15 protein-coding genes are annotated in these 15,232 nt (G+C 68.8%); 9 read left to right on the top strand and 6 right to left on the bottom strand.

Annotated elements, in window-relative coordinates; all coding sequences use genetic code 11:
* Positions 1-159 precede the first annotated feature (159 nt).
* The 4 genes from tap (at position 160) to ACZ4Z4_RS25630 (ending at position 4,022) form a co-directional block, all read left to right on the top strand.
* On the top strand, positions 160-2,406 hold the full coding sequence (tap, locus tag ACZ4Z4_RS25645) for a telomere-associated protein Tap (protein WP_468331719.1): 2,247 nt from the start codon (positions 160-162) through the stop codon (positions 2,404-2,406).
* Between the two features lie 12 nt (positions 2,407-2,418).
* Complete coding sequence (gene tpg, locus ACZ4Z4_RS25640) at positions 2,419-2,976, top strand: telomere-protecting terminal protein Tpg (protein ID WP_468331716.1); 558 nt, start codon at positions 2,419-2,421, stop codon at positions 2,974-2,976.
* Between the two features lie 202 nt (positions 2,977-3,178).
* Complete coding sequence (locus ACZ4Z4_RS25635; protein WP_468331713.1) at positions 3,179-3,394, top strand: hypothetical protein; 216 nt, start codon at positions 3,179-3,181, stop codon at positions 3,392-3,394.
* A 103-nt stretch (positions 3,395-3,497) separates the two neighbouring features.
* On the top strand, positions 3,498-4,022 hold the full coding sequence (locus ACZ4Z4_RS25630) for an SMI1/KNR4 family protein (RefSeq protein ID WP_468331710.1): 525 nt from the start codon (positions 3,498-3,500) through the stop codon (positions 4,020-4,022).
* 22 nt (positions 4,023-4,044) lie between these two features.
* On the opposite strand, the gene ACZ4Z4_RS25625 is transcribed toward ACZ4Z4_RS25630, so the two are convergent.
* Positions 4,045-6,897 carry a golvesin C-terminal-like domain-containing protein gene (locus tag ACZ4Z4_RS25625; protein WP_468331707.1) on the bottom strand — a complete coding sequence of 951 codons (2,853 nt, stop codon included), beginning with the start codon at positions 6,895-6,897 and terminating at the stop codon, positions 4,045-4,047.
* Positions 6,898-6,991: 94 nt separating this feature from the next.
* Complete coding sequence (locus ACZ4Z4_RS25620; RefSeq protein WP_468331704.1) at positions 6,992-7,666, bottom strand: HNH endonuclease family protein; 675 nt, start codon at positions 7,664-7,666, stop codon at positions 6,992-6,994.
* A 164-nt stretch (positions 7,667-7,830) separates the two neighbouring features.
* On the opposite strand from ACZ4Z4_RS25620, the gene ACZ4Z4_RS25615 reads away from it, so the two are divergent.
* Complete coding sequence (locus ACZ4Z4_RS25615; protein ID WP_468331701.1) at positions 7,831-8,046, top strand: hypothetical protein; 216 nt, start codon at positions 7,831-7,833, stop codon at positions 8,044-8,046.
* A gap of 345 nt (positions 8,047-8,391) precedes the next feature.
* On the opposite strand, the gene ACZ4Z4_RS25610 is transcribed toward ACZ4Z4_RS25615, so the two are convergent.
* The gene (locus tag ACZ4Z4_RS25610; protein ID WP_468331699.1) at positions 8,392-9,267 is read right to left on the bottom strand and encodes a pentapeptide repeat-containing protein; all 876 of its coding nucleotides are present in this window, start codon (positions 9,265-9,267) and stop codon (positions 8,392-8,394) included.
* A gap of 334 nt (positions 9,268-9,601) precedes the next feature.
* Between ACZ4Z4_RS25610 and ACZ4Z4_RS25605 the strand changes: the two genes are divergently transcribed.
* On the top strand, positions 9,602-9,901 hold the full coding sequence (locus tag ACZ4Z4_RS25605) for a hypothetical protein (RefSeq protein ID WP_468331696.1): 300 nt from the start codon (positions 9,602-9,604) through the stop codon (positions 9,899-9,901).
* Here ACZ4Z4_RS25605 and ACZ4Z4_RS25600 read toward each other — a convergent pair.
* From ACZ4Z4_RS25600 to ACZ4Z4_RS25590, 3 genes are all read right to left on the bottom strand, one after another.
* Positions 9,824-10,504: a hypothetical protein gene (locus ACZ4Z4_RS25600; RefSeq protein ID WP_468331693.1), complete on the bottom strand. Its 681-nt coding sequence runs from the start codon at positions 10,502-10,504 to the stop codon at positions 9,824-9,826. The two genes, ACZ4Z4_RS25605 and ACZ4Z4_RS25600, sit on opposite strands and share 78 nt — an antisense overlap.
* Positions 10,501-10,929 carry a hypothetical protein gene (locus tag ACZ4Z4_RS25595; RefSeq protein WP_468331690.1) on the bottom strand — a complete coding sequence of 143 codons (429 nt, stop codon included), beginning with the start codon at positions 10,927-10,929 and terminating at the stop codon, positions 10,501-10,503. The genes ACZ4Z4_RS25600 and ACZ4Z4_RS25595 overlap by 4 nt, the downstream gene beginning before the upstream one ends.
* 156 nt (positions 10,930-11,085) lie before the next feature.
* Positions 11,086-11,217, bottom strand: a complete 132-nt coding sequence (locus ACZ4Z4_RS25590) for a hypothetical protein (protein WP_468331687.1) — start codon at positions 11,215-11,217, stop codon at positions 11,086-11,088.
* A 733-nt stretch (positions 11,218-11,950) separates the two neighbouring features.
* On the opposite strand from ACZ4Z4_RS25590, the gene ACZ4Z4_RS25585 reads away from it, so the two are divergent.
* The 3 genes from ACZ4Z4_RS25585 (at position 11,951) to ACZ4Z4_RS25575 (ending at position 14,939) form a co-directional block, all read left to right on the top strand.
* Complete coding sequence (locus ACZ4Z4_RS25585) at positions 11,951-12,604, top strand: hydrolase (RefSeq protein WP_468331684.1); 654 nt, start codon at positions 11,951-11,953, stop codon at positions 12,602-12,604.
* A 233-nt stretch (positions 12,605-12,837) separates the two neighbouring features.
* Positions 12,838-13,821, top strand: coding sequence for an alpha/beta hydrolase (locus ACZ4Z4_RS25580; protein ID WP_468331681.1), 984 nt, complete (start codon positions 12,838-12,840; stop codon positions 13,819-13,821).
* Positions 13,822-14,006: 185 nt separating this feature from the next.
* The gene (locus tag ACZ4Z4_RS25575) at positions 14,007-14,939 is read left to right on the top strand and encodes an NADP-dependent oxidoreductase (protein ID WP_468331678.1); all 933 of its coding nucleotides are present in this window, start codon (positions 14,007-14,009) and stop codon (positions 14,937-14,939) included.
* The last annotated feature ends 293 nt before the right edge of the window (positions 14,940-15,232 follow it).

Genomic DNA, 15,232 nt, shown 5'->3' with positions numbered 1-15,232 from the left:
GCACCCAGCACCCTGCTCTCACCTACCCGTCCTCCCAGCGTCAGCCGTGCATCAGTTCAAGGTCAACATAGCGGTCGTACGCGAATCGTACGGCTTAAGATCGTCAAATGTACGCGGTATGAACGCTTTGGGGGTTAGGGTGTCCGCAGGAGGTGCTTCATGTCCGAACTGTTCGACGCGGTCGATGCGCTGCTCGCGTCCCGCGCGGTGCTCCCGCCGCCGGTGGAGCGCAAGCGGCTGCGAGCCGCGCACGGCCTGACGATCGACGAAGTGGCCACCGCGCTGAAGGTGCGCCGGGCCACGGTGTCCGGCTGGGAGGCCGGCAAGACCGAGCCCCGCCCGCCCGAGCGCGACGCATACGCCCGGCTGCTGGACAAGCTCGCGGAGCTCTACCCCGCAGCCCCGGCCGACACGGCCACGCCCGCCCCTGACGCCGCGGTGTCGGCCGCGTTCATCGCCGCGCCCGCCCCGGCCAAAGCGCAGACCCTGTCGACAGGAGAGGCGTCCGAGGCTGCGGCCGTGACTGCTACCGAAAACACCCAGAGCCCTGCTCCTGTCGCCGCTGCTCCCGCGGCCGCGCCGCGTCCGGCGTGCACCACCAGGCCGTCGTCGACGTCGAGCCGCCCGGGTGCAAAGAAGGCGGCCCCGGCCAGCACCCCCCCAGGCGGCGCCAATCCGCGATTCGAAAACGGGCCGCTGGCGGTCGTCGACGTCGAGGACGGGAAGGTGCTGGCGTACTGCACCGGCGGCCTGGTCCTGGACGTGCCTGCCAAGTCCCTGCCGTCCCTGGTGGACTGGACGCTCAAGGAGGCCAAGCTCGGGCAGCCGAAGCTGTCCGGCCCGGGAAGACCGGCCGACCCCCTGCTCGTACTCACCGCGGCCGCCCTGGAGCGCTACGGCCTGCCCGTCGCGCTCACCGAGGAGGAGAAGCACGCCGGGCGGATCCCGGAAAGCCACAAGGTCATTAAGCAGCTGACCCGCGCCGACTGGAAGCTGACCAAGCGCGGGTTCGGGCCGTGGGCCCGGATCTACCGTCCGGCCAAGGGATCGGACCGCCAGTGCGTGCAGCTGTGTATCCCGTCGTGGAACGCCCTGGACGCCCGGTTCTGGGGTGCCGCCGCGCAGCTGCCGCCAGCGGAGCTCGCCCGCGTCCTGGGTATGTACGCCTCGAGGGTGATGACGCCGCGTGGCTCCACCGCTGTCACCGGCCTGGAGCTGATGACCGCGCTGCACCCGCCGACCCACGCCGTGCGCGATGAGGAGACCGGCGTCCTGCGGCAGGCCGATACCAAGACACCCGGGTCGCTGGGCAGCGACCCGGTGGACTGCGCGCCGTGCGAGGCCCCGGACGGGCACCCGCTGCTCAAGAATCTGCCGCGCTTCCACGTGCGCGGCCCGGCGGACAAGCTGTTTGAGGAGGCGTACGACTGGGCGCGGCCGATGACCGATGCCGAGTGCACCCTGCGCTACCTGGTCGGCATCGACGTCAACATGGCCTTCGCCGCTGGCGCGAACGGGCTGAACGTCGGCCTGGGAGAGCCGACGCACGTCAAGGCCCCCGCGTTTGACCCGAAGCTGCCCGGCTCGTGGCTGGTCGACCTGTCCCACGTCGACCTGTCGAAGGTGAAGGTTGGCAAGGAGTGGGTGGAGCTGGACGGCTCGCTGTTGCCCTCCCCGTTCACGCCAAAGGGCGACCGGCCGACGGGCCCGGCCTGGTACGCGACGCCGACCGTCGCCTACGCCCAGGAGCTCGGCTACGAGGTGCGGCCGATCGAGGCGTGGGTCCGCTACGAGAACGGCCGTTACCTGGACGGCTGGTACCAGCGGCTGCGTGACGCCTACCTCGCCACGATGGCCGACCTCGGCGTCGACACCGACATGGAGTCGGCCGACTTCCTTGCCGCGATGGACGGCTACAAGGCCCGTGACCCGGAGCTGGCGATCGTCATCGCGGCGATCAAGGCGACGGTCAAGGGCGGTCTGGGCAAGCTGCGCGAACGGCCCCGGGGCGAGGGCTGGCGGCCGGGTGAGCGGTGGCGGGCGCTGGAGCGCCCGACGTGGCGGCCCGACATCCGGGCGGCGGTCATCTCCCGCACCCGGATCAACCTGCACCGCAAGATCGTCAAGCATGCGGCGTTCACCGGGCAGTACCCCATCGCGGTTCTGTCCGACTGCGTCGTCTATGCCGCAGGCGGCGAGAGCCCGCTGGACTTCCTGCCCTACCGGGACGGCAAGCCGCTGCCCGGCGGCTTCAAGCTCGGCGTCAACCCCGGCCTGGTCAAGCACGAGGGCACCCAGTCCGTGCTGTGGGGCGAGGAAGTCCGCGAGCGGTTCAACGCCCCGGACCTCAACCTCGCCCGGTACATCAAGGACGGCACCGTCACCGACGCCGACAACGGAGAGTAGGAGAAGGCCACCATGAGCCTGATCGGGGACGGCCTGGAGAAGGCGGTGCAAAAAGCGTTCACCCGCCCGGCACCGAAGTCGGCCGGCGCGCAGATGCGGTATCTGGTCAAGCAGCTGGGCGGCACCAAGGCGGTCGCCCAGTTGCTGCGGATCTCCCAGCGCACCGTCGAGCGGTACGTGAAGAACCAGATCAAAAGACCCCGCCCCGACCTCGCCGTGCGCCTGGAGGGCGAGGTGAAGAAGCGGTGGCAGCCGCAGATCCGGGCGAAGGCCAAGGCGAAGGCGGCGTCCACCGACGGCATCGTCATCGACACCCGCGCCCGCCTCGGCTACACCGCGCCGATCGGGTCGACGGATCAGGACCGCATCCGACACCTGACCGTCGCCCTGCCCCCGCAGTACGCCGCTCGCCTCTTCAACGCCCAAGAGGCTGGCGCCAGCGACGCCCAGCTGCAGGCAATCGCCGCCGAAGCGCTCAAGGAGGTGTACTTCCAGGACGGCGGCCGCCGCGCCGGCTCCCTGGAGGAGGTCCGCTTCACGGACATCGAGCACCTCGAGTTCGAGCTGTAGGCCGTCCGTACCCTGAACAGTCTGTGCGCCCGGACAAGTTGGTCCGGGCTCACGTGTGCGACGCCGGTGGCGGACGTACCTGCCGCGGCCTCGCAGGTGATGTTTATCCACCGGTGGATCGTGCGTGGGGGCAGGGCGGTCAGATATCCACGACGAGGAGCCGGGTGAACCGATCGTTCCGGATGGGTCATATGATCGACGTATGGGTGTTCACGTTGTCCGCTCGAAGGTTGCCTGGGTGCTGGCCGCTGTGGTGCTGGTGGGCTTCGGGGCCGTCGCCCTGTCTCCCGTGAAGACCCAGTGCACACTGTCATCCGAGCCCTACGGATCCCACTACGTTCCGTCCGATGCCCAGCGCTCCGGGCAGTCGGGTGGTTGTGGTGAGGAGCGCATGCGGTTCCAGACCTGGATCGGATGATCGCCGCGTGAGTACGGACGGGTCGGGTGATCCGGCGGAGCTCTGGGCACAGGTCACGGAATGGCTGGCGGACCATGCACCAGGTGATGCCGGGACATTGCGTGTGGGTCTGTCCGACCGGGAGATCGCACGGCTGGAGGAGGGTCTGGGCCTTCCGGTCCACCGTGACCTGCGGTCGTTGCTCACGCTGTGCGGGGGGTGCCGCTTCCCGGAGTCAAGTCTGGACCCGGGCGCCTTCTTCTTCGGGTACGTGCTCCTCGACGTCGACCTGATGCTCGCCGCTCACCGGGAGCTTGTCGAGATGGCAGAGGACGCGGCGGCAGAGGGCTCCGCCGACTCCGCGCCGGTCTGTATCGCGCACCCCTCCTGGATCCCCCTCGCGCGGGACGTCACCGGGGACATGATCTTCGTCGACCATCGTGCGGGGCTCGAAGGGTCTGTGGGCGGCATGTCCTTCGGCGACCCGGCGCCCACCGCCCTATGGCCCTCCGTGGGAGCGATGCTGCGGGACATGCTGGAGGCGCTGCGGTCGGGTTCGGCCGTGGCCGCGATGGACGGCCTGACGCCACGCGTGCACGAAGGGCACATGGTGCAGTGGGAGGTGCCGCGCGGCCGGCTCACCCCGTGAGCCGGCCGCGGGCAGTTCCTTCCTAGAAGTTGCAGACGGTGTTGACGTCGCAGGACTCGAAACCTGTCCTGACCCAGTACGCGTCGCTGTCGAGCAGTCTCACGTCCTGGGTGAACCGCCCGAGGTCACCCCCCGCGGCCGTGTTCTGCGCGGTCGTGACGGCCAGGCGGCCGCACACCTCCTTGTAGGTGGGGTAGGCGTAGTTCTCGTCCAGTTTGACGGTGTAGGTGCCGTCCCCGTTGGCGAGCGCGTACATCTGCACGCACTCCTTGCCAGAGGCGACCTGGGTGCCGCCGCTCTCCTTGGACTTGGCGAACGGGTACTCGTCGCAGCTCTTCCCGATCGCCTTGCTGTTCGGCTTCCATTCCGCAACGGCGAGCTTGCAGATGATGTTCCGGTTGTTCCTGGCGGTCTTCTCGTTGGCCTCGCGGTGGAGCGGCTTCTTGTGCCTCTCACTGCCCGGGTGCGAGGCGAGCTTCTCCTGCATGGCGTAGTAGTAAGCCGCAGCAGCCGGGTACTTGGCCGTGTTCAGCGGCAACGTGGGGGTGGTGTGGGGGAAGACGCAGCCGGTGTTCCCCGCGACCTGGTTGTCGCATCGGATGTCGAAGGCCTTGTCCCGCCAGCTGTTGTTCGCACTGCCCTTCATCCCGGGCCCGCTCCAGCTGGTGTCCCAGGTGAAGTGCAGGGTGCCCTGGCCGCCCGCAACCTTGTTCCAGCTGTACGTCTCCGTGCGAGAGACAGAGTGTGTGTCGTGCTGGGTGAACGTGGTACTGCCCGACCACGGCCCCAGCTTGTCCTTTGTGCACTCGCTCGTGGCCCAGCAGGTGTTGACATAGTTGTCCAGGGTCAGGCTGGCCGCTTCGCCCTGAAGGTCAGGCAGTGAGAAGTCCGACCACACCGTGAACATCTGCGACTTGGGATTCAGTTCGATCTGCTGGGTCACGTGGACCGTGCCTCCGCCGACCACCGCGCCGTCCTTGTTGGTGACGTTGACGGCGTAGGTGCCGCGAATGCAGCCCTCGGTCCGGGTCGACTTCGATGCCGTACCGGAGAGGGAGTTGCACCAGCCGACCGGGCCCGACGAAGCAGCCCGGACCGAGGTCTTGCCGAGCGACCGCCTGGCCTTGCCTGTGGAGACCTTGAAGGGGCCGGCGCAGATGCGCAGTCCCTGGTCCGTCGGATCGGAGCACCGGTCCGCCGCTCTTGTCGCGGGCGAGGTGCTCCTGCTACGGGCGCCGAGCGCGAGAGCCGAGGTGGGGGGCGCCACGTCCTGCGGCTTCTGGGCGGCGATGTTGTCGATGTCGGGCGCGGTGGGGTTCTCGGCCTTGAACTTGATCGTCGGGAAGTCGCCGAAGTCGCCCGGCTTGACGGCGATGGCGCCCCAGGCGATGTCGTCGTCGCCGGTGCCGTCGGAGGTGGTGTTGGTCAGAGTCACCTCGGGTGCCTGATCCTTGAAGTTGTAGGCTCCCAGCGACACCCACTTTCCCCGGTTCGCCTTCTGATCGACGGTCTTGTCGACCGTCCCGAACGGAGTGGTGACGTGATAGACGGCCTTGCCTGTCTGGGCCCCGGTGTCGGGTATGTGCGCGTAGAGCCTGGCTCCTCCGCCCTTGACGGCGCTCCCCAGCTTCCAGGTGCCCTTCACCGTCATGAGCCCGCCCTCACCGCCGAGGTGGTCGGTGTCCCGGGTGTGCGCGTACCAGAAGTGGCCGCCGTAGCCGCCGCCGATCTGGTGCAGGTCGGCCTTGGCCTCGTAATGGGTGCCCAGTGTGCTGGGGTTGAAGGTGAACCGGAAGCTGCCGGCCGAGTCGACCTTGCCGCAGTCGCTCCAGGTCTCGGTTCCCGCGGGCACGGAGGCGATGACCTGCGAGCCGGCCGGTGCTCCCGAGCAGACGGGGGTGCCGTCCTTGAGGCGCGTCCCGCGCCCGGGTTCCTTGATCAACGTCTGGTACTTGATCAGTTCGTGGCCGCAGTCGTTGTCACAGTTGGTCTTCCAGGTGGCGTTGGGCTTGTTCCACCAGTACTGCGCGTAGCACTCCTCCGTGCCGCAGTTGGGCGGCGACGTCGGGTCACAGTTGTTGTCGCTGTTGCAGAAGGTACTCAAGGGCGGCGAGACCTGGCTGCGCTGTCCGGTGCTGGTCCACCAGGCGGGGCGGAAGCCGGCCGAGGAGAACCCGGACTCGCCCGGCCAGTCCTGGCGGCCGTCGGTGCCGTAGGAGTATCCGGTGTCGATGGACCAGGCGGCCCAGCCCATCACCTTCTCCTCGTAGGGCCAGTCCTGGGGGTGGGCGGCGTCGTGGTTGGCCTCGGTGCCGTCCACGTCCGTGTCCATGAACGGGTGGTTCCAGCTCTTCTTGTACATGGGGTTGGCCGGGTTGTTGTACCAGCCCAGACCCCAGTGCCCGTCGTTCTTGGAGGCCTCCGACGGCGGGTTGAAGCCGAGGTTGTAGTTCCACACGGCGGTGAACCAGTTCTCCACGCGGGAGGGGTCGTCGTTGTTGACGGTGACCTTCTGGCCGTCCTTGTGGACCTCGTTCCACTTGTCGGCCAGGATCTTCATCGAGGCGGCGATGTTGGTCGCGTAGTCGACGGCGATGGCCTTCTGCCGGGCCGGGGAGAGGCTGGTCTCGTGCGGTTTCTCGTGCCCGGGCAGGCGCATGCCGTCGGTCACCTGGCCGACACCGTAGCCGCAGTCGGACTTGTCCCAGTTAATGTTCCAGTACGAAGCGGGCATGCCCGGGTCGATCTGATGGCCGTAGTAGCCGTCCACCGCGGCGAGCGGGCTGCCCCTGGGTGGCGTCGCCGGAATCTTGAGGGGCGCGAGGTCGTGGCAGCAGTTCGTAAGGGCGCAGCCGGGCCAGTTCAGCCGAGACAAGATCCGGCACCCAGTGGCCCGGAAGCATGTCGGAGCCCTCGTGGTGGCGACGGCACCGGGGGCTCCGACAGTTCCGGGCGCGGGCTTCAGTCGGTCATGGGGCGGCGGTGTACCGGACGGGGGTGTCCTTGCACTTGCCGGAGGCGTAGACGGCGATGGCGTCGAGCTCGGCCGGGTTCGCTGCGAGATCCCAGCGCAGCTTGGTGGACACCCATTCGGAGATGTAGCGGCAGTGCGCGGCGGGCAGAGGCGGCAGCCACTGGGCCGGGTCCTGGTCGGCCTTGGCTCGGTTGGTGCGGGCGGTGACTGCCACCAGCGAGGCCTCGGCGCCGAGGTCGTTGGCGTAGGCCTCGCGGCGCTCCTTGCTCCAGTGGGAAGCGCCGGAGTCCCAGGCTTCGGCAAGTGGCACCATGTGGTCGATGTCGAGCGCGCCGGCGTTTTCGACCTCTTGGGCGTCGTAGTACGAGACCCATTCTCCGCCGGAGATCTTGCAGCCCGACTTGACGGTGGGCGCCTCGCTGGCCTCGGCGATCAGTACCTCTGCCCGGGTGTTGCAGCCGTCGTCCTTCACCGCGCCGGCGTTCCAGTGCTTGAAGGCAGAGCGTTTGTATCCGCCGCGGTTTTCATCGGCGACCGGGATGCGGTGCACGGCATCGGCCAGGGTCGTGGTCTCGGTGGGAACGGCCTGCGCCTGTGCGGGTACGGGGGCGAGGAGCGGTGCCAGGGACAGGCTGAGCGCGGCGAGGCCGCGGCTGAGGTTCTTGATCACGACGGCAGGCTTACCGTCCGCAGGCCTGTCTACCGTGTGCTTGAGCCGGGTGGAGGAGGAGATTCACCGCAGAAACGTTGCGTCTGGATCCGCTGACGCTCTCCTGCGACTCGGGCGGCGCAGGCCAGGCTGCGGGCTGGATGTGTCCGCCGCACTCTGGACACATGGCCGCTGATTATCCCGTCGTCGTTGACCCGCCTGATAAGGACGGCGGCAGGCGTGTCCGGATCGACGGGACGATCTCCGGACGTGCCTTCTCGGCGCAGGATGTAGCCGCGTTTATGCAGGAGGCCGGTCTGCAGAGCTACGACGAGATGGACGTCGTGCGCTCGCCGCTGATCGAGTGGCAGGGCGGCGGGTCGGACGTCTGGACGGTGTGACCGACCGGAGCAGTCCGCCGCGCACGCCTTCGTGTGCGGCCGGACGCTGGCGGGGTGGAGTACCCCGTCGCTGTCGCGCTCGCCGAGAGCGTGCCCCGCCTGCCCCAGGGTGAGGGCTGGTGGTACTAGCCCAAGTTCGATGGTTTTCCAGACACTTGGCTGTGTCTCATACGGTGCGACGGGGCGCGAAAGGGGGGAGGCGCAAATGCAGGAACCTGATTGGGCTTGCGCGCCCACCTGCCTTGTGCGCGCGCTCGGGTCATCGAACCGGCCGAAGTGGGCGTAGACGACCGTTTCCGCCCCCGGCCCGGCTATGGATCTACGTCCGCTGAAACGGGTCCTCTCTCACCGCGTGCCCGTGTGCATGCGGGAGAGCTGCTTGCGGATACGGGGGTCGTCCTTCAGGGCGGATGGAAGCAGGGTGGTGTGATCCCATTGGGTTTCGAGGAGTTGGTCCGCGCTGATCTTGGCAGGCTGTTCGGAGGCCGGGGCTTCTGTGTCAGAGTCGCTTTTGCCGTTGCCGCTGGTCTTGCCTTCGATTCGCAACCAGGCGCCCCGCAGGTCTGCGCCCTTCAGGTCGGCGCCGAGGAGTTGCGCTCCGCGCAGGTCCGTGCCGCGCAGGTTGGCCCTTCGGAGATCGGCGCCTTCCAGTCGGGTGCCGACGAGATGGGTTCCCGAAAGACGTGCCCGGGGCAAATGTGCGTTGGCCAGGTCGGCACCGGAGAGGTTGGCGCGCTCCAGCCTCTGCCCGTTCGCCCCTGTCTCTTCAGCCCCGGCCGGGCCTGGCCGCACACCGATGTAACGCAGGTGCGTATCACGCAGATCGACCCGGGCTGACTTGTCATGGACCGGGTTCCGTTGGGTGAGCGTTTCGAACGCTGCCCGCACGTCGGGGGCGGGCCGGCCGCCAGCGTCCCGCTTCGTCCCGCCTCCGGCGGCCGGCGCACGCGTGCGGACATACCCCGAGAGAACGTCCACAACGGCTGGCTGATCGCGAGGCGAGTCTTCCATAATCCGCCGAAGTGCGAGGATTCCACCGAGGCGCACCTCGTCGGCCTGGTCTCCCAGGTTGCCCACCGCGGCGTTGAAGCGGTCGGTGATCTGCCCCTCTTTCGTCAACGCCCTCTCCTGCCGGGTCTGATCATTGGCCTGCTGCGTCTGGACACTCGAATACCAGAGGCCGGCCACCGCCACCAAAGACGCGATCAGGATCGATACCAACTCGATGCGCCGCGCCCAATCCAGACTCCCTGCACCATGCTGAGGGCCGGGTGCACTCCTCGGCGGACGAACGGGTCTGCCCCCCGAGCTGGGACGGGCAATAAGGCGATGAGGGCGAGGTAACCGCGTGCGGCGGGCTGGTGTGGAAGACATACCACCATCCGACTCCGGATGCCCGCCGCACTGCAGCGGGTTCCGCTTAGCGCGCAGCTCGCCCCCGGCGCGATCCGTCCTGCGCCCTGGTCCGTGCCGGGGTTCTCGCCGGAGGCGGAGACCTGTGGTTACTGCGCTTTCCGGTGGCAGAGACGAGCGACCGTTTCCGTCCCCCGTCTTCATGGGCGCTGTGCACCGTCAGTGCGAGAAAAACCCTCGGCGGCCCGAGCTGGTGCCCACGGCGGCCGCGGCCGCTGGCGCCTTCGACACGGCCCTCACCAACGGCCTGGCGGCGATCGTGGCCCACGAGCGGTCCACCCAGCTTGCCTACGACAACGGGCGCATCAAGTCTGCTTCGGCGCTGCTGAAGGTTGTCGAGGAAGCAGCCCTGGTGACGGGCCTGTCAGACCGCGATGAACAGCTGCGGCAGCTGCATGAGTTCGACAGCGATGGCCCGGTATCGCTCGGTCGGGATCATTGAGAGGAGCTCGGCCTGGATCTGCTCGGCCGGTTCGGTGGGAGAGATTCCAAGCATGCTTAGTGCCGTCGCGAAGGCTTGCCGGTCCTCGTCGGAGACGGACCGCGAAGACTGCCTCCATGCTTTCCGCAGGCGAACGGGCACGGCACCCTCGAAGTCCATGCCGTCGTGCCAAAACCGCCCCTTCGCGAGCATGCGCCACCCGGCGGGGATCCGTTCGCTCAGGTGCAGGCTGTCGCCGGCTTCGGGTGCGGCGTGCGGGCGGTGGATGGACCCGTCGATGATCCTGGCCTGGACGTACAGGTCCGCTAGTGGATGCCGGTGGTAGCCGACGCCGGGCATCTGGACTGCTGTGCGACGGAGTTCATCCTCGTGCTGCCAGACGACGTGCAGGTGCTCAGGGGCATCTGCGCATCTGTCTGGGTGGTAGTTGACGGCGCCCCACGGTTCGCCGAGGAGTGTGCCGTCGTCTTTGATCAGAGCTTCCTCCTTGAGTTGCCGAAAGACCGCGAGGGTGACCTGCTTGCCTCGGATGGTGAGGGCCTTCACCTCGACGGCGGCGGTGGTGATCGTCGCGTTCTGCGGAGTAAGCCGTTCGCCTGTCACGACGACTCCTTGCTGGTGGGGGTGAGGGCGAGGCGGTGATGACTCGTGTGGATGCTGCGGAGCAGGTCGCCCCAGTCGGTGTGGATGAGCCAGTCCTTCTCCATGAGGTGAGCTGTCCAGTCGAGGAGTCCAGCCCAGGTGTCGATCCGGTGCGCCTGGATGCTGTAGGCGTTGGCGTTATGGCTGGGGTCACAGTCGTGGTGGTGGGCCTGCCATGGCACTTCCTCCGGGTAGTCGAGCAGGTCTCCCGCGCTGACTATTTGTCCGCCGGCGAGAGGCTGGCCTTCGGGGATGGTGTGCTTGCGGGTCCATTCGGCTGCAGCTGCGAGTGCGGCATTGACCTGTTCGTTGTCGATCCAGAGATAGCCACTGTCATCTTCAATGGGCTTCTTGCAGGCATCACAGATGAGCTGGAGGTCTGCCATGTCGCTCCTAGGCGGTTGAGGCCGTCTGTGGTGTGAAGGTACGGCCATCGACTAGCAGATGTCCCAGAGTTGGAGCAGGTATGTTCCAGATGGTGGCCGGGCACTTCGAAGGCGCGTATATCGTCGGGGCGAGCCGGTCGCCGACTGAGTAGTCCATCACCTGGGGTTGTGCCGCATGGGGGGTGTCAGCTTGGTGGAGACGATCCTGTCGGCCACGACCGCGAGCACGCCGAAGAACAGTGTGCCGATGGTGATGTCTATTTCCACGCAGAGAACGGTTATGTGCATCCAGGCCCCTTGTGAGTCTGGGAGCCTGCTCGTCGCGACTCCGGCATCCAGCGAGCGGGCCCCGTCCGCCTGGGCCCGGGTCGTCCCTTCGCGGGAAACTCCGGGCCTAGACACAGAGAGGGCCCAGATCTCCTGCGGAGGAAACGGGGCCACGGGGGACCCTTCTACAGCCAAAAACGGGCCCGCGGTTCCATGTCCGCATGGTGAAACGGGTGGGGTGCCTTGTGAGGTTGTGAATCCCCTTTTCTGAGAGCTGGAACTTCCACTGCGACGGGGCCGGGCTCGACCGACCCCTGTAGGAGCCGGCTGCCGGGCTGCCGGGGCAAGACCGCACCGGGCCGCCGCTCCCCGCTCGCCGCCCTGCAGCCAAGTCCCGCCGGCGAGGACCGGGTACTGCCGGCGGAGGCCGGGCGGATCGCCGAGGTGGGCCGGGCGACTGCAGTGGACTGGCGCCACCGCCACGGCGACTTCCCCCAGCCCACCGACGGCACCGACGTCCACCCGAAGTTCGACCGCCGCGCCGTCGTCGCCCGGCTTCCCGCCCACGACAAGATCGCCCTCCCTGCCCAACCGCCACGGCAAGAACCGTTGCAGTACCGGGTACCGGCTTCAGCAGTACTACGTACCGGCATAGGCGAACATCACCGATGCCCAGGCAACCGGCCGCGTGGGAGCTTCGGTTCAGCGGCGGAAAGCGAGCGCCGCGACCGATACGGACATTGGAGCAACCCCCATGGCAGCCAACGGCATCACCTACACCGGCCTTGACGCCCTGCTCACTCCCGAGGAGTCGGTGCTGCTGCTGATCGACCACCAAGGCGCCCAGTTCGCGGGCATGGGCAGCGCGGACACCAACCTGGTGGTCAACAATGTCACCGCCCTGGCGAAGGGCGCCAAGCTGTTCGACGTGCCGACCATCCTGACCACCGTGGTGAAGGACCGCGGCGGCCGGATCATCCGTCAGTTGCAGGACGTCTTCCCCGACCAGGAACCGATCGACCGCACCGCGATCAACACCTGGGAAGACCAGCGCGTCGTGGACGCCGTCGCCGCGACCGGCCGCAAGGACCTCGTCATCGCCGGCCTGTGGACGGACATCTGCCTGGCCTGGCCCGCCATTCACGCCATCGCCGACGGCTACCGGGTCTTCGCCGTGACGGACGCCTCGGGCGCCACCACGACCGAGGCCCACGAACGCGGCGTTCAGCGCATGATCCAGGCCGGTGTCGTCCCCACCTGCGCCGGCACCGTCATATCGGAGTGGCAGCGGGACTGGGCCCGGGAAAAGACGGTCCCCGGCATCACCGACATCATGCTCCAGCACGGTGGCAGCTTCGGCACGAGCCTTGCCTGGGAACTCCAGCTCCTCGGACTCGACCAGGCGTGACGCCGGCCCGAATCCACGGGCTTCCCGCTCCTCCCGGGGCCACCGGCCGGGGCCACCGGCCGGTACCTCCTCCCGCCCCCGGATTTCCCGGCCCAACCGGGGACCGGCCTACCCGGCCTCCCGCTCTCCCGGCCGGCCCCGGCGTACCGGGGCCGGCCCTCCGCGGCCCGGGGTCGGCACCCCGGGGCCCAGAAGCCACACCCCTCACCCCCCTGATCGAGCAGGAGTCCGTCATGACCACCGACAGCAGCCCCGGACCACCGCCCCCCTTCGACCCCGAACTGGCCCAAGCACTCGGCCCCCTCTCCGCGATCATGCCGCCCACGGTCCTGCCCGGCATGATCCCGGCCGTACGACGATCCATGCGCGCCATCAGACCGTCCGACGAGGACCTGCGCCGAGGCGGCGCCATCGAGTACGAGGAGCGCACGGTGCCCGGCCCGGCCGGTGCGCCCGGTGTCCCGCTGCTGATCTGCCGCCCGGCCCGGGCACCGGCACTGCTGCCAGCGGTCTACTTCACCCACGGCGGCGGGCTGGTCCTCGGCGACAACCGCAGCCTCCTGGCCGAGATGCTGGACTGGGTGACAGACCTGCGCCTCGTACTCGTCTCGGTCGAATACCGGCTGGCACCCGAACACCGCTACCCCGCAGCACTGGAGGACGTCCACGCCGGCCTGCTGTGGACCACCGAGCACGCCCGCGCGCTGGGAATCGACCGCGATCGGCTCGTGGTCGCCGGTGCCAGCGCGGGCGGCGGCCTCACCGCCGCACTGTCCCTGCTCCTGCGCGACCGGGGCGGCCCGCAGCCCACGGGGCAACTGCTCGTCTGCCCCATGCTCGACGACCGCGACGACACTCCCTCCGGCCGCCAGATGGCCGGCAAGGGAGTGTGGGACCGCACATCGAACAACACCGGCTGGAGCGCCCTGCTCGGGGACCTGCGAGGCAGCCCCGACGTCCCCCCTTACGCGGCGCCGGCACGGGCAACAGACCTGTCCGGACTGCCACCCGCCTTCATCGACGCCGGCTCGGCCGAGACGTTCCGCGACGAGGCCGTCACCTACGCGACACGGATCTGGCAGGCCGGAGGCCAAGCCGAACTCCACATCTGGCCCGGCGCCTTCCACGGGTTCGACGCCCTCGTACCGCACGCCACGCTCTCCGGTGAGGCCAGGGCGGCCCGGGTGCGCTGGCTGCGTCGCACTCTGCCCCTGTGACCGGAGGCCGCTGCTGTGACCGGGGACCGCCGCCCCCCGGCACGCGCCGCCCCCGCGGCACGTCGCCGCACACGCACGCCACCGGCCGCTCCGGCCGACGCGGACAGACCGCACCACACCGCACGACCACCCCACCCACCCACCAACCCGCCCGCGCCCACAACGGGGCAACCGAGGAGAACACCGTGAAAGCGCTCGTCGCGCACACCTACGGACCGTTGGAAAGCCTGGACTTCACCGACCTGCCCACACCCGTACCAGGCCCAGGACAGCTCCTGGTACGGATGGAGGCCGCCGCACTCAACGCTATCGACCAAGTGCTGATCACCGGAAAGGCACGCGGAACACTGCCGGTACGCCACCCGTTCGTCCCGGGCGTCGACGTAAGCGGTGTGATCGAAGCCCTCGGCACCGGTGTCACCGGCTTCAGCACCGGTGAGTCCGTCATGGCCTGGAACGGCGTCCACTCCGGAGCACTGGCCGAGTACACGCTGGTAAACGCCACCGCCGCGGCGACCGTACGGCCCGCCGGTCTCACGGCGGCACAAGGAGCCGCACTCCCGACCGCGGCCCTGACCGCGGCGGCGCTCCTGGACCTCGCGGACGCCGCCGCCGGCGACACCGCACTCGTAGTGGGGGCCAGCGGGGGAGTGGGCTCCCACCTCGTGCAGCTCGCCGACCGGGCGGGCCTCGTCGTACTCGCCACCGGCCGCCACGACGACCAGGAGTTCCTGGACGGCCTGGGAGCCCGCCACCCCATCGACTACCAGCACGTGGACATCGCGCAGGAGGCACTGCGACTGGTACCGGGCGGAGTCGATGTCGTCTTCGACCTGGCGAACGCCGGGCCCACGCTGGAGAGGACCGCAGCGGCGGCACGAAGGGGCGGCCGCCTGGTCTCCCCGCTGGGCGGACCGGCCGCCTTCGAACGCGGCGTCACCGCCGTCTACGGCGGGACCACCACCCCGGAAGGCAGACTCGCCTCCTTGGCCGCGCTGGCGGCCACCGGTGAACTCCGCACCCCCATCGGCGCCGACTACCCCTTCACCGAAGCCCGCCGCGCGCTGACCGACTTCGCCACCAAGCACATCCGCGGCAAGGTGACCGTCACCTTCTGACCCGGATGACCCAGATGACGCGCACCAGCGGCGGGACCCGACGGTGTGCGCATCGACCGGCCCCGGCCCTCTTCCCGAGTCCCCGGCGGCGCGCCCGCCGCGACCCGCAGGACGCCACCGGGCCTCAGAAACCCCCTCGTTGACGGCCCATCAGCCATGTCATAGGCTCCTGACCAGGGGGTATCACCACTGTCCGAGACAGTGCCGTGTGGCTTCGCCGGCCGTCCCGGGCAGGCCCGACGCCCCCGTCCTCCCGGAGGCCGGACACCGAGGTGCCACGGTGGCGGAGGACC

The sequence above is a fragment of the Streptomyces sp. NPDC030245 genome, assembly GCF_055572995.1.
This window is presented reverse-complemented; position numbering and strand designations above follow the sequence as displayed.

Coding starts and splice junctions, on each gene's coding strand:
- ACZ4Z4_RS25635 (WP_468331713.1), top strand. CDS start 3,179: ATGGGTGTTCACGTTGTCCGCTCGAAGGTTGCCTGGGTGCTGGCCGCT.
- ACZ4Z4_RS25605 (WP_468331696.1), top strand. CDS start 9,602: ATGGGCGCTGTGCACCGTCAGTGCGAGAAAAACCCTCGGCGGCCCGAG.
- ACZ4Z4_RS25595 (WP_468331690.1), bottom strand. CDS start 10,929: ATGGCAGACCTCCAGCTCATCTGTGATGCCTGCAAGAAGCCCATTGAA.
- ACZ4Z4_RS25615 (WP_468331701.1), top strand. CDS start 7,831: ATGGCCGCTGATTATCCCGTCGTCGTTGACCCGCCTGATAAGGACGGC.
- ACZ4Z4_RS25590 (WP_468331687.1), bottom strand. CDS start 11,217: ATGCACATAACCGTTCTCTGCGTGGAAATAGACATCACCATCGGCACA.
- tap (WP_468331719.1), top strand. CDS start 160: ATGTCCGAACTGTTCGACGCGGTCGATGCGCTGCTCGCGTCCCGCGCG.
- ACZ4Z4_RS25580 (WP_468331681.1), top strand. CDS start 12,838: ATGACCACCGACAGCAGCCCCGGACCACCGCCCCCCTTCGACCCCGAA.
- tpg (WP_468331716.1), top strand. CDS start 2,419: ATGAGCCTGATCGGGGACGGCCTGGAGAAGGCGGTGCAAAAAGCGTTC.
- ACZ4Z4_RS25585 (WP_468331684.1), top strand. CDS start 11,951: ATGGCAGCCAACGGCATCACCTACACCGGCCTTGACGCCCTGCTCACT.